The sequence below is a fragment of the Bacillus sp. AFS088145 genome (assembly GCF_002564465.1).
Classification (GTDB): domain Bacteria; phylum Bacillota; class Bacilli; order Bacillales; family Bacillaceae_G; genus Gottfriedia.
The window spans coordinates 283,710-305,307 of the sequence record NZ_NUUX01000021.1 but is presented as its reverse complement, the minus strand read 5'-3'; the positions used below and the strand labels follow the sequence as shown (position 1 = coordinate 305,307).

Annotated in this window: 25 protein-coding genes; 7 read left to right on the top strand and 18 right to left on the bottom strand. The window is 32.9% G+C overall.

The annotated features are described in order from the left end of the window. Positions 1–3: 3 nt before the first annotated feature. Complete coding sequence (locus COI44_RS14580; protein WP_286163934.1) at positions 4–963, top strand: ABC transporter permease; 960 nt, start codon at positions 4–6, stop codon at positions 961–963. 62 nt (positions 964–1,025) lie between these two features. Here COI44_RS14580 and COI44_RS14575 read toward each other — a convergent pair whose 3' ends face one another. From COI44_RS14575 to COI44_RS14545, 7 genes are all read right to left on the bottom strand, one after another. Continuing rightward, positions 1,026–1,910, bottom strand: a complete 885-nt coding sequence (locus COI44_RS14575) for a cation diffusion facilitator family transporter (protein WP_098428673.1) — start codon at positions 1,908–1,910, stop codon at positions 1,026–1,028. A gap of 126 nt (positions 1,911–2,036) precedes the next feature. Next, positions 2,037–2,735: a tryptophan 2,3-dioxygenase family protein gene (locus COI44_RS14570; protein WP_098428603.1), complete on the bottom strand. Its 699-nt coding sequence runs from the start codon at positions 2,733–2,735 to the stop codon at positions 2,037–2,039. Between the two features lie 13 nt (positions 2,736–2,748). Continuing rightward, the gene (gene kynB, locus COI44_RS14565) at positions 2,749–3,372 is read right to left on the bottom strand and encodes an arylformamidase (protein ID WP_097976278.1); all 624 of its coding nucleotides are present in this window, start codon (positions 3,370–3,372) and stop codon (positions 2,749–2,751) included. Between the two features lie 12 nt (positions 3,373–3,384). Further along, positions 3,385–4,659 carry a kynureninase gene (kynU, locus tag COI44_RS14560; protein ID WP_098428602.1) on the bottom strand — a complete coding sequence of 425 codons (1,275 nt, stop codon included), beginning with the start codon at positions 4,657–4,659 and terminating at the stop codon, positions 3,385–3,387. Between the two features lie 172 nt (positions 4,660–4,831). Beyond that, the gene (locus COI44_RS14555) at positions 4,832–5,626 is read right to left on the bottom strand and encodes an ABC transporter permease subunit (protein ID WP_098428601.1); all 795 of its coding nucleotides are present in this window, start codon (positions 5,624–5,626) and stop codon (positions 4,832–4,834) included. A 23-nt stretch (positions 5,627–5,649) separates the two neighbouring features. Next, entirely contained in the window at positions 5,650–6,447 is a 798-nt protein-coding gene (locus COI44_RS14550) for an ABC transporter permease subunit (protein ID WP_098428600.1), read from the bottom strand. Between the two features lie 6 nt (positions 6,448–6,453). Continuing rightward, positions 6,454–7,338, bottom strand: coding sequence for an ABC transporter ATP-binding protein (locus COI44_RS14545; RefSeq protein ID WP_098428599.1), 885 nt, complete (start codon positions 7,336–7,338; stop codon positions 6,454–6,456). Positions 7,339–7,497: 159 nt separating this feature from the next. On the opposite strand from COI44_RS14545, the gene COI44_RS14540 reads away from it, so the two are divergent. Both COI44_RS14540 and COI44_RS14535 read left to right on the top strand, forming a co-directional pair. Further along, the gene (locus tag COI44_RS14540) at positions 7,498–8,091 is read left to right on the top strand and encodes a TetR/AcrR family transcriptional regulator (RefSeq protein ID WP_179887133.1); all 594 of its coding nucleotides are present in this window, start codon (positions 7,498–7,500) and stop codon (positions 8,089–8,091) included. A 158-nt stretch (positions 8,092–8,249) separates the two neighbouring features. Continuing rightward, complete coding sequence (locus COI44_RS14535) at positions 8,250–8,492, top strand: hypothetical protein (protein ID WP_098428597.1); 243 nt, start codon at positions 8,250–8,252, stop codon at positions 8,490–8,492. A 41-nt stretch (positions 8,493–8,533) separates the two neighbouring features. Here COI44_RS14535 and COI44_RS14530 read toward each other — a convergent pair whose 3' ends face one another. Together COI44_RS14530 and COI44_RS14525 are read right to left on the bottom strand one after the other, a co-directional pair. Further along, the gene (locus tag COI44_RS14530; protein ID WP_179887132.1) at positions 8,534–9,499 is read right to left on the bottom strand and encodes an ABC transporter permease; all 966 of its coding nucleotides are present in this window, start codon (positions 9,497–9,499) and stop codon (positions 8,534–8,536) included. Continuing rightward, positions 9,492–10,415 carry an ABC transporter ATP-binding protein gene (locus tag COI44_RS14525; protein ID WP_098428595.1) on the bottom strand — a complete coding sequence of 308 codons (924 nt, stop codon included), beginning with the start codon at positions 10,413–10,415 and terminating at the stop codon, positions 9,492–9,494. Before COI44_RS14525 ends, COI44_RS14530 begins: the two co-directional genes overlap by 8 nt. Positions 10,416–10,524: 109 nt before the next feature. Between COI44_RS14525 and COI44_RS14520 the strand changes: the two genes are divergently transcribed. After that, complete coding sequence (locus COI44_RS14520) at positions 10,525–10,767, top strand: transporter suffix domain-containing protein (protein ID WP_056468839.1); 243 nt, start codon at positions 10,525–10,527, stop codon at positions 10,765–10,767. Between the two features lie 343 nt (positions 10,768–11,110). Here the strand turns inward: COI44_RS14520 and COI44_RS14515 are convergent, their stop codons facing one another. Next, positions 11,111–11,695 carry an LOG family protein gene (locus COI44_RS14515; protein WP_098428594.1) on the bottom strand — a complete coding sequence of 195 codons (585 nt, stop codon included), beginning with the start codon at positions 11,693–11,695 and terminating at the stop codon, positions 11,111–11,113. Positions 11,696–11,796: 101 nt separating this feature from the next. Between COI44_RS14515 and COI44_RS14510 the strand changes: the two genes are divergently transcribed. Then, entirely contained in the window at positions 11,797–12,789 is a 993-nt protein-coding gene (locus COI44_RS14510) for a Gfo/Idh/MocA family protein (protein WP_098428593.1), read from the top strand. A gap of 230 nt (positions 12,790–13,019) precedes the next feature. On the opposite strand, the gene COI44_RS14505 is transcribed toward COI44_RS14510, so the two are convergent. The 3 genes from COI44_RS14505 to COI44_RS24640 all read right to left on the bottom strand — a co-directional run bounded on the left by COI44_RS14505 (position 13,020) and on the right by COI44_RS24640 (position 15,729). Beyond that, positions 13,020–13,442: a hypothetical protein gene (locus COI44_RS14505; RefSeq protein WP_098428592.1), complete on the bottom strand. Its 423-nt coding sequence runs from the start codon at positions 13,440–13,442 to the stop codon at positions 13,020–13,022. Positions 13,443–13,600: 158 nt separating this feature from the next. Further along, a complete protein-coding gene (gene abc-f, locus COI44_RS14500) occupies positions 13,601–15,481 on the bottom strand; it encodes a ribosomal protection-like ABC-F family protein (RefSeq protein WP_098428591.1) in 1,881 nt (626 codons plus the stop codon). A gap of 116 nt (positions 15,482–15,597) precedes the next feature. Continuing rightward, on the bottom strand, positions 15,598–15,729 hold the full coding sequence (locus COI44_RS24640; RefSeq protein ID WP_286145497.1) for an RAxF-45 family protein: 132 nt from the start codon (positions 15,727–15,729) through the stop codon (positions 15,598–15,600). 181 nt (positions 15,730–15,910) lie between these two features. On the opposite strand from COI44_RS24640, the gene COI44_RS14495 reads away from it, so the two are divergent. After that, the gene (locus COI44_RS14495; protein ID WP_098428590.1) at positions 15,911–16,303 is read left to right on the top strand and encodes a VOC family protein; all 393 of its coding nucleotides are present in this window, start codon (positions 15,911–15,913) and stop codon (positions 16,301–16,303) included. A 54-nt stretch (positions 16,304–16,357) separates the two neighbouring features. Here COI44_RS14495 and map read toward each other — a convergent pair whose 3' ends face one another. From map to COI44_RS14480, 3 genes are all read right to left on the bottom strand, one after another. Next, positions 16,358–17,104: a type I methionyl aminopeptidase gene (gene map / locus COI44_RS14490; RefSeq protein WP_098428589.1), complete on the bottom strand. Its 747-nt coding sequence runs from the start codon at positions 17,102–17,104 to the stop codon at positions 16,358–16,360. Positions 17,105–17,281: 177 nt separating this feature from the next. After that, on the bottom strand, positions 17,282–17,692 hold the full coding sequence (locus COI44_RS14485; RefSeq protein ID WP_098428588.1) for an NUDIX hydrolase: 411 nt from the start codon (positions 17,690–17,692) through the stop codon (positions 17,282–17,284). A 91-nt stretch (positions 17,693–17,783) separates the two neighbouring features. After that, complete coding sequence (locus COI44_RS14480; RefSeq protein ID WP_098428587.1) at positions 17,784–18,797, bottom strand: S66 family peptidase; 1,014 nt, start codon at positions 18,795–18,797, stop codon at positions 17,784–17,786. 160 nt (positions 18,798–18,957) lie between these two features. Between COI44_RS14480 and COI44_RS14475 the strand changes: the two genes are divergently transcribed. Then, entirely contained in the window at positions 18,958–19,779 is an 822-nt protein-coding gene (locus COI44_RS14475; protein WP_286163923.1) for a COG4705 family protein, read from the top strand. Positions 19,780–19,842: 63 nt separating this feature from the next. Here COI44_RS14475 and ytaF read toward each other — a convergent pair whose 3' ends face one another. Continuing rightward, entirely contained in the window at positions 19,843–20,484 is a 642-nt protein-coding gene (gene ytaF, locus COI44_RS14470) for a sporulation membrane protein YtaF (protein WP_098428586.1), read from the bottom strand. Between the two features lie 191 nt (positions 20,485–20,675). Continuing rightward, positions 20,676–21,386 carry a twin-arginine translocase subunit TatC gene (gene tatC / locus COI44_RS14465; RefSeq protein ID WP_254664620.1) on the bottom strand — a complete coding sequence of 237 codons (711 nt, stop codon included), beginning with the start codon at positions 21,384–21,386 and terminating at the stop codon, positions 20,676–20,678. Between the last annotated feature and the right edge of the window lie 212 nt (positions 21,387–21,598).

The window sequence follows — 21,598 nt, the reverse complement described above, 5'->3', positions numbered from 1 at the left end:
GAAATTGAAAAAATGGTTCGGAAAAGAAGAATACTTGTTATCTTTTTTATTTTAGCAGTGTTAATCCCTATTTTTGTTTATGCTCAACTGCAGCAAACTGAAGAAACAATTAAAAGACTTGGTACTGATAATTGGAAGGTAGCACTTCAACAAAAAATAGTCGACCAGCAAAATAGATTAAATTCATCAGGAATACCTGAAGAATGGAAAAGTTGGTTAAAGGTTCAAATTGATCAAGAGCAATATTATTTGGATAACGACATAAATCCTACTACACCTGGTGCACCTACATTTATACGAAAATTAATTGAACAAAGTATTGGGTGGCTACTTCTCCCTTTATTAGTCATGGTCATCACAATCGATATTATATCTGGTGAGCGAAGTGACGGTACGATAAAATTACTATTAACCCGTCCCATCAAAAGATGGAAGGTCTTACTTAGTAAATACATATCCATTTGTTTATTAATCTCTTTTCTTCTCGTTCTATATGGCGTATTAGCATATGTCGTTTCAGGATTTGTTTTCAGTTTTAAAGGCTGGTCAGTACCTGTGTTAACAGGATTTATCATTAAAAATAACCAGCTACTAACGGATTCAGTTCAACTGATTCCTCAATGGCAATACATCATTATGGCATTTGGACTTGCTTGGTTTGTCTGTATTATCATTGGAACTCTTTCATTTATGGTATCCGTATTAGTTCGAACGACACCAGCTGCAATGGGTATTATGCTAGCCGCTTTAATAACAGGAAGCGTTCTAAGCGGACTAGCTACATCATGGTCAGGAGCAAAATACTTCTTTAGTGTAAACCTTGGCCTAACTGACTACTTAGCCGGTCAACTCCCTTCCATTGAGGGATTAAACATGCACTTCTCTATTATGAATTTATCAATATGGGGAATATCAGCATTACTAATCTCTTTCATCGTATTTATTAAGCAAGATATGAATTAAATTGAATGGGGATCGAAAAAATTCAAACTCTTTTCCGATCCCCCGTTCCTGTTTTATCCGCCTTAATCCTTTCCTGCTCTCCCTGACCTTAATGGCTCAACATGAATGTGTGTATATTGAATTCCATGTTGTTCACTTAAGATCATTTCGATTTGGTCAGTGATGCCGTGACTTTTACTCACATCTATTCCGCCGTCTACTTCAATGACTACATCTGCGATTGTTGTATTTCCGTACATTCTTGCTCTTAAATCTACAACTTTATGTACACCTGGTACTTTATCAACCGTTTCAGTAAAGAGATTCATTTCTTCTGGATCGAATCCATCTGTTAATAGAAGGGTTGCATCATAAAAAATCTCCCATGCTGTTTTGCAAATAATCGCACCTACTAAAATGGCCGCGATCGGATCGATAATAGGAAAACCAATCGAAGCACCTAGAACACCAATCGTCGTTCCAAAACTAACTAATGCATCAGAAAAATTATCTTTTGCTGATGCCTCAAGCCCTTTACTCTTCGTTCTCTTGGCAACTTTATTATTATAAAAGTAAATGCCAAACATAAAAATTCCTGAAGCAAATGCCACTACAGCTGCTAGTCTATTCGGAGTCTCATATTCTCCAACGAAAAGTGATCGAATATTTTCAATAATAACCTGTAATCCAACCGACATCATAATAAAAGACGCGATTAAAGTAGCTATTTGTTCTGCTCTTGAATGTCCATACGGATGATCTAAATCTCTCGGTTTTCTTGCGATTCTTATTCCGATAAATACAGCCAAAGTCGCACCAATATCAGTTACATTGTTAAGTCCATCAGCTAAAAGAGCACTAGAATTTGTATAAAAACTAACAAGTACTTTTACAGTCGCAAGAACTAAGTAGGAAATAACACTTAAAAAAGCAGCAAAGTCTAATTGCTTTTGAAGATTTTTCTCCATGAACTCACCCCGCTCTAATAAAAAATCATATGGCTTTATCATACCCATAATGCAATTTTTCCACTTTAAGTAAAAAAAAAACAGAATCGAATAATCGAATCTGTTTTTCCTATCATAACAATTTAATTAAAGTGGCTTTGGATTATAGCTTGATCCAGTTAAATCTGTTAAGTCACAAACCGTTTGCCATAATTCAGGATAAAATTCAAATCGTACAGCACGTTCTAATGCTTCTGCTGGAACTCCTTTTAAGCTCTTTGTATTCATACCAATCATGCGACGAACAAGTTGAATATGCAGTCTGCGGAATGATTGGAATCTTTCATCAAAGCAAGTTAATTCTTGCATTAATTGGAATAACTCAAAGTTTTTAGCTGCATCTTGATGTAATTGAACAGGTGTAAGTAAATTTTCATCTAATAAATCTTTAAAAGGCTGCCAAAGTGTTGGACCTAATTTTAAGATTTCATTAAATCCTGGAGAATCTTGACCGCTACCTCTTCCTAACGCTAAACGAATAATATGATAGTCACTTGGACTTACTAGTTTAACCATATCAAAAACTGCTGGTAAATGTACTAGGTGATTATTAATGCGTTGTAAGTGATGTGTTGCTTTTGTAACCTCTTTTGCACGCATATGTTTATCTGCAAAATGAATTGATTGGATGATTAATTTAAAATGTAACTCAGCAATTTGGTGAACCGTTTGAAACGTTAATTCATCTGGACAAAATAATTCTTCGTCAGGTTTTTGTAAACTTAATAATTCTTCTGTTCGAATATACTTCTCGTAATCTGTCAGTTTTTTTTGCTCTTGTGTCATATCCCTTTTCCCCCTAAACTAATTTACGTAAAACTGCTCGTACTGGACTACCATCTGCATCTGTTAATGGTAGCGGTAATGCAATAAGCTCATACTCACCTGGAGTTACATTTCTTAAATCAATCGATTCGAGAATATGAATACCTGCATGATGAAGAGCATGATGTGCTTCTAGTTCCTTACTATCAAGTGGGTCTACTGAAGGTACATCTACTCCAACTAATTTAACGCCTTTTTCATGTAAAAACTCTGCTGCATCCTTTTCAATATGTGGAATTCTCTCTGGGAAAACGCTATCATTTTTCCATGAATTTGTTTTAATTAATAAACGTTCTACACCATCGAATTGAAAAGCTTCTAAATCCGACTTCTTAATACTATCTACTTCAATCAGCTCGATTACTTTTGCAATTCCTACATATAAATTAGGATCTAAATCTATGACTCTCTTACCATTTTCATCAAAATGAAATGGCGCATCAATATGCGTTCCTGTATGAGTACTTAAAGTTAACTTCCCAACATTAACAGAGCCACTTTCCTCTTTTGTCCAACTCAATTGGAATGAAAAATTCGTATCACCTGGCCATACAGGCATACCATCTTCAAGTCTTCTTGAAATATCAATTAATGTCATTTTACACAACTCCTAAGCGATGATTTCTCGTTCATTCTTAAACTGTTCATATTGTTTCTCAACCATGATTTTCTTTAAGATCTGTACACTATTCCAAACATCTACATAAGAAGTATAAAATGCAATTGGTGCTAATCTGATTACGTTTGGTGCTCTAAAGTCTGGAACAATCCCATTTAACTTTAATGCTTTACAAATCCTTGCAGCATCATCGTGTTCAAGACAAACATGTCCACCACGATCTGAATCCTCGAGTGGATTACCAATTGTAAAACCAAAGTCATTTAATTCTTCATTGATTAAGCTCATTAAATAAGCTGTACTGTGTAAAGACTTTTCGCGAATTCTCTCAATTGTAGCTTCTTTATACAATTCAAGTGAACCAGCAAGCGGTGCCATGCTTAAAATATGCGGGGTACCGATTTGATAAGCACCAACTGTATCAGACGGAACAAATTCATGCTTCATATCGAACTGCTTTTCTTTATTTGAACCGAACCAACCAGCTAATCCAGGCATAGTCCCAAAATGTTTTTCGTGAACGAATAAGCTTCCCACTCCACCTGGACCACTATTTAAATACTTATAATTACACCAATAAGCAAAGTCCACATTCCATTCATGGAACTGATGAGGGATTGCGCCAACAGAATGACATCCATCAAAGCCAATAATGATTCCACGCTCATGTGCAGCTTTTGTTAATCTCTCTATATCGAATAATTGTCCGCTTCGGTATAAAACAGTTGGAAGAATAATTAAGGCAATTTCATCAGTCATTGCTTCTATAATATCTTCTTCTCTAATTGTTCGACCATCACGGCTTTTAACTTGAATTAAGTGAGTTGCTGGATCAAAGCCCTTTAATTTTAATTGACTTTGAATAGCATAAATATCTGACGGAAAGTTTAATTCATCCGCTAATATTTTCGTTTTTTGACCATTTGGGTGATAAAAAGATGCAATTAATTGATGAAGATTTGTAGTTGTTGAACCAGTTACAATTACTTCATTCTCTTTTGCTCCGACTAATGGTGCACTTAATGCTCCCAATTTTTCTGCAAAATAATACCATGGATGATCGCCCTGCATCCACCCATCGATTGCAAGTGTCTTCCATGAATCTAATAAATCTAGTAAACTTTGTTCTGCTCTTTTTGAAAGCAGTCCTAGCGAATTTCCATCTAAATAGATAGTATTGGGTTGTAAGTAAAACTCATCTCGATAATTTGATAATGAATCTTTTTGATCTAGAAATTCTGCAAATTCTTTTGTTGGTTGAAACATCCCCTTGTTTTACCCCCTTGCAAGAAATAACCTACTATATTAAAGGTATTGCGATTAATAATATATGTCAATATTTTCTGAATATAATATTTAATAAAAAAAGTGTCAACAATCCAAAATATTCCTATCTTAGATTTCGACACAATTTATTCTTCTATTTAAATGCTTTTCCCTACAAATGTAAGTCCCGTTTCTTAAACGAAACATACGTGACAATTGTTAATATAATGATTAATCCGATCGAAATAGTTGTATAAATACCGTTAAATCCTCCACCATACATAATATCTTTCGCTTCAAAGTACTTAAACGGTGTAAAATATTTCAAGCCTTCAATCCGATCGTTCAAATCAATTGCAATTGATATGATAAATGTGATTAGTAGAATAGCAGTCGCATAAGAGGCAGCCTTTTTAGAATTTTTACAAACTGCAGCGATAGCAGAACCAATTACTAAAAATAATAGCTGTAAAATAAACATCCCAGCCATTACCACTGCTATATCACCATTTACATTCTCACCTTTACTATACTTACCTACTATTAGTACACTGGATATCCACGTAATACCGTTAAAAATAAGAATGTTTACTAGAGCACTCATTAATTTAGAAGTTATGATCTTAATTCTAGAAATAGGTTTTACAAATAAAAACTCTGCTGTTTTATCTCGCTCTTCTTTAGCAATTATATTAGCGCCTAGCATTGCCGCGTGAATCGTTGCCATTAAATATAAATATAAAACTAAGATGCCAAAATATCCGCTTGCCTTTGATAAATCTAGTGCTCCAGAGCCCATTATAGCTTGAAGAGATTTCGGCATTTGATTAAAAAGATCGGTTATTTGGCCATTGGAAGCTGTAGCTTTATATTTTGCCATTCCACTACCTACTAAAAAAACAATTCCGATACACCAAAAAATAATCGATTTACGATATGTCTTCATTTCTCTTAAAAATAAATTCATTTCCACCCTCCCTTTCCTATAAGTTATACCGCGTGAATATCTCTTTTCTTATAAATCATGTAGCTTGCAATGATTGAAACAATAATAATTCCAAGCGACAAAATTAAAAATTGTGATTCAAATTTTGAATGAGCAATGATATATTTCGGTTCAAAATATTTAAAAGGTGATAGAAAACGTTTGGCATTGCTTTCGTCCGTAGCTACTACCATACCAACTACGAAAAATCCAAAAACAATCGCAAGAGAAATTGATAGTACCGCTTTGATTTTTGGAAATACAACTGATATTAAAATACCTATTCCAAAAAATAGTAACTGTGTAATAAACAGCGATACAGAGAGTAATATAATTGACTTACTACTATAATCAGCAGTTTTTACATGCTGAGCCATCATAATAGTTGCAACTAGATAGAATACATTTGTAATCGCTAATGAAACAATACCTGCAAAAATCTTTGAAGTCATAACTTTTGTTCTAGTTACCGGTTTTGTTAAAAGAAAATCGGCTGTTTTTTCACGTACTTCTTTTGAAATAATTGAAGTCCCTAAAACCATCGCTTGAATCGCTCCACATAGGGAAATATAAATAAATACATAGGAATAAAATCCTAAAATATTCCCAAAACTCTCTATTTCAAGTCCAAGTGCTTTTCTTACCCCTTCAGGATAACCCTCTAACACTTTTGAGAATTCTACATAGTCCTTTGCAATAGCTGGGAATAAAGACAAGAAAAAAACGACGATTGCCATTAAAGAAGCCGTCCAAATGAGGGTGGATTTCCGATAAGCTTTTAATTCGTGTAAAAAAATATTCATTGCTTATTAGGCCTCCTTTTCATAATAATGCAAGAAAATTTCCTCCAGGTCAGGCTCTTCAATCCATAAATTTTCAATTTCGATTTCCGCTATTTTCTTTAAAACTATATTTATATTGCCTTTAAAAATAAAGCTAATTGTTTTCCCTTTTGCCTCAATATTATTTACCCCCGGCATATTAAAGTAATTTGGATCCAGTCTATTTTGGATATCTATTTTAAATCGTTTGTAATTGTTTTCTTGTAATGTGCTTATTTTTTCTACTGTCACAATCTTACCTTCCTTAATAATTGCAACTCGATCACATAAGCGTTGAACTTCACTTAAAATGTGAGATGAAAATAAAATCGTTGCTCCTTTTTTGTTTTCCTCCTCTAATAAGTCAAAAAATCTTTGTTGCATTAAAGGATCAAGACCACTTGTCGGTTCATCCAATATGATTAACTTCGGTTCATGAAGTAATCCTTGGACAATCCCTACCTTCTTTTTATTACCTAAAGACAAATCATCAATTTTCTTCGTTAAATCGAGGTCCATTACTTCCGCTAATTCTTTTATTCGCTTCGTGCAATCTTTTTTATAAAAACTAGCAGAGTATTTTAGCAAATCCATCACTTTCATATTGTCATAGTAAAAAACTTCAGATGGCAAATAACCGATTTCTTTTTTTATTTCTGGAGCAAACTGTATACAGTCCTTTCCAAATATTTTAGCACTACCGCTCGTAGGATAAATTAACGAAAGTAAAGTTCGAATTGTAGTTGATTTACCTGCACCATTTGGACCAATGAATCCGAATATTTCTCCCTCTTCTATATTGAAGCTTATATCTGTGATTCCCCTTGAATTGCCATAGGTCTTCGTTAAATTATTAATTTCAATCGCGTACATAGATGAACCTCCCGCTTTGTTTTGAAATATTCCATCGTGATTATTACAAAACTAGTATATACCTCAATTCTAAAAAAGAGAATATGTTTTGAAATAATTTTAATAAAACATTTCAAAACATGATATACTATTGTATAGATAATGACGGAGGTATCGATTTTGGACGGATATAAAAAACGAACTCTGCAGAAGATGGAGAGCATTGAAAAAAGTACAACTAAATTATTATCATTACCTTTAAATGATATAAAAATAGCAGATATTGCAAAATTAGCGAATGTATCACAAGTATCAATTTACAATTATTATGGTAGTAAAGAAGCCCTACTAAAAGCTACAATTATTCGATTAATGAATCATCAATACGAAGAAACAAAACAAATGCTTTCAAGTGATATTCCATTTAATGAAAAAATTAAGGAATTATTTATACGTAAGAAAAACGGTCTTGATATAATTAATCTTGAAATGTTTACAGCATTAATGAAAAAAGACCCTGAACTTCAAGAATTAGTTTTAGATTTTACAATGAACAAATCATTCAAATTGCTAACCTCGCTAATCGATGAAGGTCGTTCACTAGGTTTAGTTCGAAATGAGGTTCAAAACAAAACATTACTAATCTATATCCAAGTCTTAAGCCAAGCTTTTTTAAATATGGACCAAACAACCTCACAATATATCCAACAAAAAGAAGTAGTAGATGAAATTATGAATATATTCTTATATGGATTACTGAAACAAGAGGACTAAAATAGAATAGTTATAAAAAAGGCATCTTTGCTTGGGCAAAGATGCTTTTCTATTTGGAATATTATTCTAGTTAAACTTATCCATAGTTTTGTATTATCTTACCCTTTTTGTTCATAGAATGAATTACTTATATTTATTTTAAACTCTTGGAGGAGTATATGCGCAAATCTATTCTATGGCTTAAAGAAAATTGCGATGAAATTAAACGAGGCCTAATCGGTGGATTTACCATTTTCAGTCTAGCAGTTATTTTCTTCACAACTGATTCATCAGTAGAATACAACCAAAACGCATGTCTAAAATGGGAGTATAACAAATCTGCACAAGTCAACGTTTGCTCGATTTACAAAACATCTACTACTAACACTATTCCATACGGCTCAATGCTGAAGGAAAGATAAGAATAGGGAAAAAGGATAAGGCATGTACCTTATCCTTTTTTCTATTGCCCAGCAACATCCCTCTTCTTAAAGAGTTCGCCAGCAGTAACAAGAAATATCATAATATAAATGACCAATACTGCTATAGAAAATTCAATTCTCATGCCGTTTTCTATATTGATCCCCTTTGTGTAAACCGTTAAATCAGTATGCATAAATGGTAAGAACTTAGACCAGCTTTTTGCTTTTAATAATGTTGCGATCACATCTGAAGTTGCTAGTAGGATTATGCTTATTAACAAAGAAATACTGCTTGTCCTTAGAATAGTTGATAAGAAATAAGCAACTGCAACAAAGAACAAGTATGGTAGTAGATCAATTAAGTAATCGTTTAGTAAACTTGGTAAAATACCTTGCTCTACTACATGGTTATTTACATATTGTAATACCGGTTGTGCACTAAACTTTAAGCCGTTTAATGCACTACCTATAATAAATGAGTAGATGATGATTGCAAAAGAAAAGATGAAATATAATATTACCAAACTTAAAAATTTTGCATAATAGATCATTCGTCTTGTTGATGGTTTAACGAGCAAGAAATTAATCGTTTTCCATTGATGCTCTTTTGACATCATATTACTTGCAAAATAAATAAGAAGAATTCCTATAAACTTTGTGACGACCGCACCTTTTTTCACAAAGTCCAACACAGTATGTTGTTGAATTGGTGAAATATTATGTACAAGACGATACTTATTGATCTCATATGTTTCTTTTTGCTCTTTTGCAAATGCTGGTAAGTCTGAAGAGTTTTGTTCTGCTAAAACTTCTTCTATTTTTTTATTATCTATTTTTAATTCTGTTCGCCAATTTTCAGCCTTAGCTACACCACTTACTTTTTCTACATAATCCCATCTTCCTAGAACAATAATCGGGATAAATAGTAAAATTAACGTTATAATAAATGATTTTTGAACGAATATTTTACGTAATTCGTTCTCTATTAATCGTATAAAATTACTCAATGACATTTCCTCCTGTCAATTGAATGAACAAATCTTCTAACCTTTCTTTTTTGCGAGTTACATAATAAATCTCTATTCCTGCCAGTACCAACTCTTTCATTAATGCAGGAATCTCTTCCTTATCAATTTCAAAAATAATTGATTGATCATTAATAATGTCAAAATTGTACTTGCTATCTCTGTTTGTAAAGCTACTTTCAAAAGCTTTCGTACTTTTTACAACTATTTCTATAAATAACTTCTCACCACTTTTATCATTCAAATCAATTGATTCAACAAATTGACCATTTTGAATAATAATTGAGCGATCACAAATCAATTCTATTTCAGATAATAGATGACTAGAAAGTAGGATTGCTGTTTGTTCGACCTCAGCAATCTGTTTTAAATAATCACGGATTTCTCTTACCCCAGCCGGATCCAATCCATTAGTTGGCTCATCTAAAATTAAAATTGAAGGATTATGTAATAATGCTTGAGCAATTCCTAATCTTTGCTTCATCCCTAAGGAATAGGTTGAAAACTTTTTATGTATGGCATTCGAAAGTCCAAGTAAATCAATAACCTCAAGAACTCTCTCCTTTGAAACACCTTCTAACATTCGAGCAAAATACATTAGATTTTTATACCCACTATAAAAAGGGTAAAATGCAGGAGTTTCAATCATTGCTCCGATATGTTTGATCGATTCTTTAAAGTTCTCCTTAATTGAATTGCCTTGGATATAGATCTCACCACTCGTTATACTCATAAGTCCAACAATCATTCGCATTGTCGTAGTTTTTCCTGAACCATTTGGCCCAAGTAAGCCTAAAACTTCACCTTTATATAATTCAAAACTAATATCTTTAATAATCTCTTGATTACTAATCGTCTTATTTACGCTTTTTAGCTCAAGAACAATATCTCGATTCATCTTGAGGCCTCCTATATATGCAATAATCTCTTACTAACAATAATGTTTTCCCCTTCCTTTTCTCAATAATTAATGCTATTCTCATGGAAGGAATTGAAAGGAGAACTTTATGAAAAGAATACCATATTACTTAGTATTTGGCTCATTTATCCCATATTTATTAATCTTTGCTTTACCTTTTTTACCTGTTTCTGGGAGCTTAAAAGCTGGTCTGATCGCTCTATTAGTTATTCTTGGAGAAGGAATGTTTTGGATTGGTGGAGTATTTGTAGGTAAAGATGTTATGACGAACTATCGTAAAAAATTGAGCCCAGCAAAATGGTTTAAAAATAGAAGAAAGCAAGAAAATTGACTGATAAAGGGATGCTCTCATAAAGAGCCCTTTTTTTTTGCAAAATATTGGTTGTGGATAGAATGCAACATCATGTTAACTTTGTTGATAAAGCTGTGAACAATGTCTATAAAGTAGTGATTTTTATTCATAAAGTCATTGGATTCAAATTCAGGTGGACTTTATATGTTGATAACTAATGAATTCAGACTGAAAAGTACGAATTTATATCGAACATTGTGGATAAAGTTGTGAACTTCGTTGATCTAGAATCCCTCTAAATCTGCAAGAATTTGATTAAAACTCATAATAAAACGCAAAAAACCCACAAAATTGTGGGTAGACAAAGTACAAAAAACATAAATTACTTGCCTTCTAATTGCTTCCATTTATTTTGCATAACAGGTGGCTCATAGTTTTGCATTAGTTTTAATAGGTTGTCTGCATTTTCTGCAACAACAAATAATGAAAGTGTATTTTCGTTCATAAATCCTTCTTTTATAGCATGTTTAAGTAAATCTAACACAGGGCTAAAGAAGTTATCAACATTTAATAAACCGATTGGCTTATTGTGGATTCCAATTTGTGCCCAACAAATAATTTCAAATAATTCATCGAAAGTACCAATTCCGCCCGGCAATGCAATAAACCCATCGGACATCTCGTTCATTAAAGCTTTACGCTCATGCATTGATTCTGTCTCAATGAATTGCGTTAGCCCTTTATGGGCAACCTCTCCACGAAATAATCCACCAGGCATAATGCCAATGACATTTCCACCTTGTTTTAATACTTCATTTGCGATTTCTGCCATAATCCCTAGTCTTGATCCACCATATATTAAATCTATATTATTACTAGCAAATAAGGTACCTAGTTTTTTTGCTTGAAGACTAAATGACTCTCTATTCCCAAGATTTGAACCAGCATAAACACAAATTTTCTTCATAAAATGTCACTTCCTTCGATGTATTTTACTTTATTTTAACATATCTTTCGATTAGGATTGTAAAGATAAAGTTAACTAATTATTTTTTAGGAGTTGAAAAAATGAATTTAGGTACCATTGGAACAAGCTGGATTACAGAAAGTTTTATCGAAGCTTCAAAGGATAGTAAATTGCTTAATTTAACTGCGATCTATTCTAGAAATGAAGAAACTGCAAGAGCATTTGCTACAAAGCACAACGCTCCTAAGTTTTTTACGAATATTGAAGAGTTAGCAACAAGCTCTGATATTGACGTAGTATACATAGCATCACCGAACTCATTGCACTATGAACAAAGCATTTTACTATTAAAGAATAAAAAACATGTCATTTGTGAAAAACCAATTTTCTCAACAATTAATGAATTAGATCATGCCTTTAAAGTTGCAGAAGAAAATGGAGTTTATTTATTTGAAGCAATTCGTAACTTCCACTCACCAAACTTTACAGCTTTAAAAGAAGGTCTAGAAAAAATCGGCCAAATTAGAAGTGCTAATCTGCATTATTTACAATATTCTTCTAAATATGATGCATTCCTTAGAGGTGAGAATCCCAATGTTTTCTCTCCCGAATTTTCTGGTGGAGCATTAGTGGATTTAGGTGTTTATCCAATTTATGTAGTGATTGGTTTATTCGGAAAACCAGCCTCAGCAAATTATACATCTGTTAAACTGCGTACCGGTATTGATGGTAGTGGAACATTAGTGTTAAATTATGAAAACTTCACTTGTAGCATCCAATGCTCTAAAGTCTCTCAATCATATATTGAAAGTGAAATTACTGGTGAAATTGGAACTTTAGTTCTTGATAAACCATCTCCAATTTCAAAAATTACTTTGATTAACCATAAATCTAAGCAAAGAGAGTCATTGGAAGTTAGCCAAGTACTAAATGATATGCTTTATGAAATCCAAAATATTACTAGCATAATAAAAGAATCAAATCAAACAGAATATGAAAACTTAAAAGAGCTTAGCAAGCTAGTGTTAACAGTAACTGAATCTGCAAGAAAGCAAGGCGGAATTGTTTTTGGAGTTGAAAATAAAGAAAACTAGCCGATTGGCGAGCCTTAGGTGAAGACAGAGGCGCAGTTGCACTTATACTTAATTCCTAAAATTGGCAACTAACGTCGAGTTTTCTTCTGCGCTGCCAATTTATACTTTCTAGTGAAATTAGTAAAAATACCAGTTATCCACTTAGGTGGATACTGGTATTTTTTCTGAAGTTTTTTTCGATTAATTATGTAAGAGCTGATTAAAAAAATTAATCAGCCAATTATTTTTTATTATACAACAACCCATCCAACCCCTGGCACAAAGTACCATCTTCTACCATTCAGAATATAATACCCTCCAGACCAATAACCTCCATGTCCAGGAAATCCATGTCCCGGCCCGTATCCTGGTCCATGTCCTGGCCCGTATCCTGGTCCATGTCCTGGTCCATATCCTGGTCCATGTCCTGGTCCATATCCTGGTCCGTATCCTGGCCCATGTCCTTGTCCTTGACCTGGTCCATATCCTGGCCCATGTCCTTGTCCATATCCTGGCCCATGTCCCTGTCCTTGACCTGGTCCGTATCCTGGCCCATGTCCTTGTCCTTGACCTGGTCCATATCCTGGTCCATGTCCTTGACCTTGACCCGGTCCATGTCCTGGTTGAGCATATCCTGGTCCAGGATATCGACTATATAATTCATCAAAAACCATGTACTCACCACCTAAATAGAATCATATCCCTATAACTTATTAATTCTGATAAAGGTATGAGCAAGTACTAAGACATTTAATTAACTTTATTTATTTAATTGATGTTTTTGCCTATGAGTTTATATTAATCCTATATTTTAATTACTTACGATAATTTCTTATTCAATACATTCTTCAAGTTCTTTATATAAAGCAATACTTTTTAAGTCTAATTCTTCAAGTTCTCTATGATAATTCTGTAAAATGGTTAGATCATTTTCAAGCAACATTTGTTTATTGATTTCACTGACTGCTTCTTCTAAAGAATAGATTTCATTTTCAATGTCTTCGATCGTTCGCATTTTTGTTTTTATTTTTATCGGTTTAGCATGCGAATTTGTTTTAATTACTTTTTCTTTTTCTCTATTATTTCGATAGATTATCATTTTTTCTTTTGCAATTTGGTATTCATCAATAAATTCGAAAAGCCCACCATTGTCTAGCCAATAAATTTTTGAAAATAGCTTATTTATGAAATAACGGTCATGCGAGACAGAAAGAATGGTTCCTTTGAATTTTTCAAGAGCGTCTTCTAATACTTCTCTAGATTCAATATCTAAATGATTAGTAGGCTCATCTACGATTAATAAATTAATATCTTGATACATAAGTTGAGCCAATCTTAATCTCATTCTCTCTCCACCACTAAGTTGACTTACTTTGCGATAGACCATAAAGCCATAAAATAAAAAGCCAGCTAATATATTACGTGCTTCACCTTCTGTAACATGTACTTCCTCTCTGAATTCCTGAAGTACGGTGTGGTCCAAATGGACTGGTTCGTAATGTTGTGATAAATAACCGATCTTTACGTTACTACCCAGTTTAATTTTTCCTTCCTCGATTGATGACTGACCTAAAATCATCTTCAATAAAGTTGATTTACCTGTCCCGTTATCTCCTACAATAACTGCTCTTTCACCAAAGTATAATGAAAAGTTAAGTTGATTAAATAAAACTTTTTCTGAAAAGGATTTTGAAAGATTTTCTGCAACAATTACATCTTTTCCACTTCGGCCAGATTCCTCTAACTGAAATGCCATTTTCTTTTTTTGTAAGACCGGTCGTTTTAATCTCTCAATTCGTTCTAGCGCTTTTTCCATACTTCTAGCTCTTCTATGCAAACCAGCATTCGGTGGATTTGCTTGATTAGCCCACTCTCTTAAGCGCTTAATCGTTTCTTTCATTTTTTGTATTTTCTTTTGCTGCTCTTCATAAGCCTGGAATTCTTTTAGTAATCTTTCTTCTTTTTGAATAACATATTGTGAATAATTCGTATGGTAGACGTTAATTTCACCATCTTCTAATTCTAAAATATGATTGACTACCTCATCTAAAAAATAGCGATCATGCGAGATGACAATAATCGTTCCTTCATACTCCTTTAAGTATGAACCTAACCATTCAATAGCTGATAAATCTAAGTGATTCGTTGGTTCATCAAGTAATAGTAAATCAGGTTGTTGTAAAAGGACAATCCCTAATCCAATTTTTGTTTTTTCACCACCGCTTAAAGAAGCAAATTGTTTAGTAAGTAAGTCAGTGATTCCTAATCCATTAGCAATTTTCGCAAGTGAAGCCTCCATCTCATAACCACCGTTATTACTAAACTTCTCTTGTAATGATCCATAACTTACTAGCAATTGTTCTAAAGTACGTTCATCTACCGTATTAGACATTTTTATTTCTAATTGCTTCATTTCATTTTCTATTTTTCGTAATTCTTCAAAAACCGTTAATAAAACATCCCTACTAGTCATCTCATCTGGAAAAACAGGGATTTGAGCTAAGTATCCTGTTTTTAATCCTTTTTTAAAATGAAGTAAACCAGTATCAGGTGATTCTATACCCGTTAAAAGTTTAAAAATACTAGTTTTACCACTTCCATTTGCTCCAACTAAACCTACACGGCTACCTTGATGTATTTGAAATGATAAATCCGTAAAAAGTGAATTTCCACCAAACATTTTTGAAATTTTATCTATACTACATGCAATCATAATAATTCTCCTTCTATTTTCCGTACCAATCCATAGAAAAAAGCCATAGATTAATGAACCCATCCATGGCTTTAATAATGATTTAAATAGAAGTGTGTAATCACACGATTATTTTATCAATTGAAGTCGTAGGAAAGAGTACGTTTTCGTTTTATTTGAGTTGTTAAATTGTTAAAAATAGACAGACCTATCCCGTTAACAGCTAAGAACGCAAATTTTGCACGACAATAATATAAAAATTCTATCATTTGTGCGCAAACCATTTGAAAACGTAACATCTTTTCTACACCTCCTTTTCGAACTTAAATTTATTTAAATTATAAAATATTTTAACTTTTAGCACAATACCTATTCTATTTGGCTATACTTAAAACTGTGAGTTATTGTTCGCAATTCATACATAAATATTCAAAAGAAAGAGGAGAAAAAATGAAAAATATTTTACCTCATATTTACGTTGAAAACTGTAAAGAAGAACTGGAATACTACAAACAAATCTTTGGAGGAGAAATAAAAAACACACAAACCGGCGATGGTATGGAAATGTTTAAAGGGCACGAAGGAAAATACATACACGCTGAATTACATATCAATGAAAACTGTATAATTTATTTTGCAGATGCTTTTAGGTCATTAATAAAAGGTGATAATGTTTGGACAACGCTAGACATGAGTTCTGAAGATGAAATTAATTCAATTTATGAAAAGTTATCAAAAGACGGTGAAATTCATATGGAGCTTCAAGACACATTTTGGAATTCTAGATTTGCAGTTGTAAAAGATAAAAATGGATTTACTTGGGAGTTAAATTATTCTAAGTAAGTGTAACCGGAAAAATAAAAGCGAAGAACTTTAGTTCTTCGCTTTTCCTATTTTTCAAATCTGAGTTAGGATGATTGGCTCGCCTTTTGTTACAACAATGGTATGTTCGCATTGGGCAACTAAACTCTTGTCTGGCGTCACAAATGTCCAGCCATCTCCTGACTCGATAATGTGGTCAGCATTTGCAGAGATAAATGGCTCTACTGCTAATACAAGGCCTTCTTTTAATAAGGCTTTATCCATTGGGTCGAAATAACTTAAAATATGTTGTGGGCTTTCGTGTAGGCTTTTTCCAATTCCGTGACCTGTTAGATTTTCAATTACATTTAAACCATTTTTACTTGCTTCATTATATACTGCTCTTCCAATTTGGTTTTGCTTTGAACCTGCTTTTGTTTTTTTCATTGCAGCCCAAAATGCATCTTCTGCAACTTTACAAAGCTTCTCTTTTAGTAAATCACCTTTTCCAACTACAAAAGAGATTCCAGTGTCTGCATAGTATCCGTCTAATGCTGCTGACACATCGACATTAACTAAATCGCCATCTTGAAGTATTCTGTCTCCTGGAATTCCATGTGCTACTTCTTCATTAACACTAATACAAGTTGTGCCAGGAAAATCATACTCTTTTTGTGGAGCTGAAGTTGCACCATGCTCCTCTAGAACTTTTCTTCCGATTTCATCTAATTCTTTTGTTGTCATTCCAACGACAGCTCTTGCCTTCATTTCTTCTCTCGCTAACGCTACGATACGACCGATCTTTCTTAAAGCTTCTAAATCTTGTTCATTATTGATAATCATTATACTGCTCCTGATTCTATTTAATAATTTGACTTTCTTATATTATGCCATAATATTACTATGTTATAGTCTTTTAAGCACTTATACAAGACAAAAAGGCAGGATTAAATGCGGAGGTATAGATAAGAACGATTTTAAAAGACTAAAGCACTTAGTGAACTCCCTTATCTAATTTACTTACCCTTGAAATGTATAAGGTACAGATGACTCTAATAATTTTTCGATTCCCGACTTATGATATGGCATTAATTGATTTGCCGTTTGGAGATTCATCCATTTAATTTGTAGGATTTCCTCTTCACGTGAAATGACTAGATCTCCACCGATTATCTTTGCACTAAATGTAATTAAAATTGCATGATGCCCTCTGTTAGGAAAAAAAGCTTCATTAATCGCGACAATATTGCCTACTTCCACATCTAATCCAGTTTCCTCAAATGCCTCACGTACTGCTGCTTGTTTTAGCGTTTCATTTTCTTCAACAGCACCACCAGGTAATGTCCATACTTCATTTTCATTTTGTACCATTAAAACACTTTTATTTACTTCATCATAGATAAGCGTATAGACTACATTGACCTTTTTCATTTTGCCACCTCTATTAGATCCTTAATATAATTTTTAAATTTTAATAAAAAAATAAGCGTTCTTCTATAAAAAACGCTTCGTACTATTTGCATTATATAAAACTCTGTACAATCTTACCTTTTCCACCCTTAACATCTACTTCTGCAAATGCTCCATTAATGAATGTAATTTGAGGTGGCACATGACCGCAATCAATATCATAAATAATTGGGATTGCTAATTCTTCATTTAACTCATTATAAACATCTTCTATTGTATAGTTATCTACAGTTTGATTTGCCGCACTACGTCCAAATAATATCCCAGCACAATTTTCAAACCATCCTGCAAGTTGCATTTGTACTAAGGATCTTCTTAAATCTGTTGTATTCAATTCACAATTCTCGAGATACCAAATGATTGGTTCCTCTTCAATGTATTTACTTCTAAATGAACGTACATCTCCATAGGGAGTTCCGACAAGATGTCTAATCACATCAATACATCCACCTAGCAGTCTTCCTTTGATTTTCTCATCATTATTCGAGATAGTTTTCCAACTTGTTTTTTCAGTCAAATGAAATACATATGATGATGGATTTTCATGCTGCCATTTTGCTTGGAACAATTCGGATGAAGTTTGAGTGATGGAGCTACCGGATTTAGTTGCTAACACCTTCTGCCACATAGCAGTTGTCTCGTCAGAGTATTCTCCTCTTAAATCGATTAAATTTGTTCCGTGTGCAGTAGCAATCCCTGTTGTTAACGTAAATGCAAATAAAATAATACTCGTATCAGAATATCCTAAAATCCATTTTTCTTTATAGCTTTCAAATGCTAATTGATCAAGAATCTCGATTGCAAGCTCTCCACCCCACGGCGGAAAAATTAAATCTATTTTCTCATCATTCATCATTCGATTTAATTCATTTGCACGTTTATTAGCATTTGCTGATTTTGCTTTATCCTGCGTCCAAACAACATCTCCACATTCCACTTTAAATCCATCTCTTTCCATGCGGTTAATGGATTGCTTCATCAATTCGTGGAACTGCTCTTTTAAGCCTGATGATGGTGCGGTCACCCCAATTTTTGCACCACTTTTTAAAACTGGATACTTAATCATTTTATCACCCATTTTCTTTTTATTGATTCTAATAGGATACGATTGGATATACAACAATAATTTCTGAATTTTAGAATTTTACTAAATTACATACGATTTTCATTTTCCTTTCATAAAACTTGTTTACATTATATTTAAATCCAGTAAGGAGGATTATGAAATGGAATCAATTGAACAAAAGCATATAAATAAAAAAATGAATCCACCAATAGAAAATATGTTAAAAAAAGTTCCAGAGGTAACAATATTTTTCTGGATTACTAAGTTATTAACAACTGGTATGGGTGAAGTGTTTTCCGATTATATCGTAAAAACTTTAACGCCAGTAATAGGTGTTGCAGTAGCATTAATCGTCCTAATTCTGTCTTTAATTTTACAATTTAAAGTTCGTAAATATGTACCTAGTATTTATTGGCTAGTTGTTGTTATGATTAGTGTATTTGGTACTGTTGCCGCAGATGTTGTACACGTTGGTCTTGGAGTTCCATATGTGATATCAACGGTATTTTTTGCCGTTTCGTTGGCAATTATTTTTATGATTTGGTATAAGATGGAGAAAACTCTCTCGATCCACAGTATATACACACGACGACGTGAAATCTTATATTGGTCAGTTGTTATGGGAACATTCGCTTTAGGAACTGCTGCTGGTGATATGACTGCATCAACAATGCATTTAGGCTATTTTTCATCTGGTATACTGTTCACAGTTTTATTAGCAATTCCGGTTATTGGAAGAAAGTTCTTCAAGCTAAATGAAATATTCTCATTTTGGTTTGCTTACATTATGACAAGACCAGTTGGAGCATCATTTTCTGATTGGAGCTCTGTATCTCAAAAGCACGGTGGACTTGGATTCGGTGGTGGGCCGGTCACACTAGTACTGTCGATTATCATCATTATTCTAGTTGGATATCTTTCTTTTTCAAAGAAGGATGTAAAAATTGAACAAGAGGATATCTCCCAATCTACAATCGCATAGTAACTAAAAAAGAAAAGAGCTGATGTTGAATTACTGTCATCAGCTCTTTTCTTTTATCTTTTATTAAACAAGATTGTGTATTGCAATCAACACCAATATAATTCCACTAATAATGGAACTAAATTGTCCAAGCGACCATCCACCAATTTTCACATTAGCGACTTTTTTTCCTAACAGGACGCCTAACCAGATTGCTAAAAAGCTAAAAATACTGGCCGCTATCGATATTGCAAATGGTGAAAGTCCGATTAAACCAACACCTAAACCATTCGTAAGTGCATTCATTGAAACAGCAGTCCCTAGTATGATTGCTTCAAAACTACTTATATCCCCTGAACGATCGACATCGGCTTTCTCCGGTGAACTTAAATAATTTGTAACGATATTTGTAACTGATTCATCATCCTTATTTATTATGGTCTGTTTATCTTTTCTTGGAAAAGTAAGTAGAACAATTCTAATTCCAATTACCAGTAAAAAAAATGCACCGATTACATTCGAAAGTGTTCCTGGAAACACTTTTGAAATATATTGACCTGAAACAATACCTGCTTCACTGAAAATAAACGCTATGATTGAAATAATTAAATTCGCTAATAAACCAACCTTTATACCTCGAATTCCATAAGTTATTCCTACTCCAAAATTATCAATACTAGATGAAAAGGCAAGAAATAAAACAGTGATCCAAATTGAATAATGCATAATTTATGCTCCTTACTTCATCCTTTTTTGCGACAAAAGTTATTTGCCTAGCTTTTTATAACTTATGAAGAATTTATGATTAGTCAACTTGTTCAAAGTTTAAAAATTTACTAATAAAAAGATTATCAGAGTATAGACTTTTTAATAAACCTTATAAAAATGCTTTGAAACAAAAAGAGGTAAATGAGCTTTTACTCATTTACCTCTTTTTTTCTATATACCGATTTAGATGTTAATATACTTAGTTCATATAATAATATTAATGGAATCGAGACAGAAATATGTGAAATAAAGTCAGGTGGTGAAATACAACACGCCACGATTACTAAGATAAAATATGCATATTTTCTCACTTTCTGTAAATAACTAGGCTTCACAATGCCGATTTTTGTTAAGAACATAATCACGACTGGCATATCAAAAAATGCAGCAAATGGAACAACTAGATTAAAAAGAAAAGAGAAATACTTATCAACAGTATAGTTTTGTTCAAGCATACCTTGTCCCATTATCGTTAGGAATCTAAGGATATTAGGAAAAACAAAATAATAGCCAATAACTAGTCCAAAAACAAACAGAAAAAATAACGCGGGTATATAAAATCCTATCCCTTTCTGTTCAGAAGGATGTAAACCCGGTTTAACAAATAACCAAGTTTGCCAAGTTGCAACCGGTATCGTAAAAACGGCCGCAAAAACTGCAGATATCGAAAAATAGACCCATAATATATCCCCAGGACTTAGCACGACTAGTTTATATGTTAAATCCTTTGTTAAGAATTTATAAATTGGTTCTACATAAACGAGCCCAATTATAAATAGAACAATAAAAGTAACTGCTGTAATGATAATTCTTTTACGCAGTTCCTCAAGATGATCGACTACTTCCATTTCTTTATTCATATGAATTCTCCGCTTTGTCATTTACTAGAACAATTGTATTAAATACTTTTTTATCCCACTATGATTATTTCAAACAAATACAATTAGTTCAAATTAAAATTTCTTAATAAAAAACTTGATATAAAGATAGATGAATTAATGACAGTAAATTGATTTTTAAGTATGACTAAGTAAGCTAGAAAAATTAACTCAACAAAAAATCACTAATAAAA

What these genes read in the sequence shown, in the direction of transcription:
- COI44_RS14575 (WP_098428673.1), bottom strand. Translation starts at nt 1,910, where the DNA reads ATGGAGAAAAATCTTCAAAAGCAATTAGACTTTGCTGCTTTTTTAAGT.
- COI44_RS14570 (WP_098428603.1), bottom strand. Translation starts at nt 2,735, where the DNA reads ATGACACAAGAGCAAAAAAAACTGACAGATTACGAGAAGTATATTCGA.
- kynB (WP_097976278.1), bottom strand. Translation starts at nt 3,372, where the DNA reads ATGACATTAATTGATATTTCAAGAAGACTTGAAGATGGTATGCCTGTA.
- kynU (WP_098428602.1), bottom strand. Translation starts at nt 4,659, where the DNA reads ATGTTTCAACCAACAAAAGAATTTGCAGAATTTCTAGATCAAAAAGAT.
- COI44_RS14555 (WP_098428601.1), bottom strand. Translation starts at nt 5,626, where the DNA reads ATGAATTTATTTTTAAGAGAAATGAAGACATATCGTAAATCGATTATT.
- COI44_RS14550 (WP_098428600.1), bottom strand. Translation starts at nt 6,447, where the DNA reads ATGAATATTTTTTTACACGAATTAAAAGCTTATCGGAAATCCACCCTC.
- COI44_RS14545 (WP_098428599.1), bottom strand. Translation starts at nt 7,338, where the DNA reads ATGTACGCGATTGAAATTAATAATTTAACGAAGACCTATGGCAATTCA.
- COI44_RS14535 (WP_098428597.1), top strand. Translation starts at nt 8,250, where the DNA reads ATGCGCAAATCTATTCTATGGCTTAAAGAAAATTGCGATGAAATTAAA.
- COI44_RS14525 (WP_098428595.1), bottom strand. Translation starts at nt 10,415, where the DNA reads ATGAATCGAGATATTGTTCTTGAGCTAAAAAGCGTAAATAAGACGATT.
- COI44_RS14520 (WP_056468839.1), top strand. Translation starts at nt 10,525, where the DNA reads ATGAAAAGAATACCATATTACTTAGTATTTGGCTCATTTATCCCATAT.
- COI44_RS14515 (WP_098428594.1), bottom strand. Translation starts at nt 11,695, where the DNA reads ATGAAGAAAATTTGTGTTTATGCTGGTTCAAATCTTGGGAATAGAGAG.
- COI44_RS14510 (WP_098428593.1), top strand. Translation starts at nt 11,797, where the DNA reads ATGAATTTAGGTACCATTGGAACAAGCTGGATTACAGAAAGTTTTATC.
- COI44_RS14505 (WP_098428592.1), bottom strand. Translation starts at nt 13,442, where the DNA reads ATGGTTTTTGATGAATTATATAGTCGATATCCTGGACCAGGATATGCT.
- abc-f (WP_098428591.1), bottom strand. Translation starts at nt 15,481, where the DNA reads ATGATTGCATGTAGTATAGATAAAATTTCAAAAATGTTTGGTGGAAAT.
- COI44_RS24640 (WP_286145497.1), bottom strand. Translation starts at nt 15,729, where the DNA reads ATGATAGAATTTTTATATTATTGTCGTGCAAAATTTGCGTTCTTAGCT.
- COI44_RS14495 (WP_098428590.1), top strand. Translation starts at nt 15,911, where the DNA reads ATGAAAAATATTTTACCTCATATTTACGTTGAAAACTGTAAAGAAGAA.
- map (WP_098428589.1), bottom strand. Translation starts at nt 17,104, where the DNA reads ATGATTATCAATAATGAACAAGATTTAGAAGCTTTAAGAAAGATCGGT.
- COI44_RS14485 (WP_098428588.1), bottom strand. Translation starts at nt 17,692, where the DNA reads ATGAAAAAGGTCAATGTAGTCTATACGCTTATCTATGATGAAGTAAAT.
- COI44_RS14480 (WP_098428587.1), bottom strand. Translation starts at nt 18,797, where the DNA reads ATGATTAAGTATCCAGTTTTAAAAAGTGGTGCAAAAATTGGGGTGACC.
- COI44_RS14475 (WP_286163923.1), top strand. Translation starts at nt 18,958, where the DNA reads ATGGAATCAATTGAACAAAAGCATATAAATAAAAAAATGAATCCACCA.
- ytaF (WP_098428586.1), bottom strand. Translation starts at nt 20,484, where the DNA reads ATGCATTATTCAATTTGGATCACTGTTTTATTTCTTGCCTTTTCATCT.
- tatC (WP_254664620.1), bottom strand. Translation starts at nt 21,386, where the DNA reads ATGAATAAAGAAATGGAAGTAGTCGATCATCTTGAGGAACTGCGTAAA.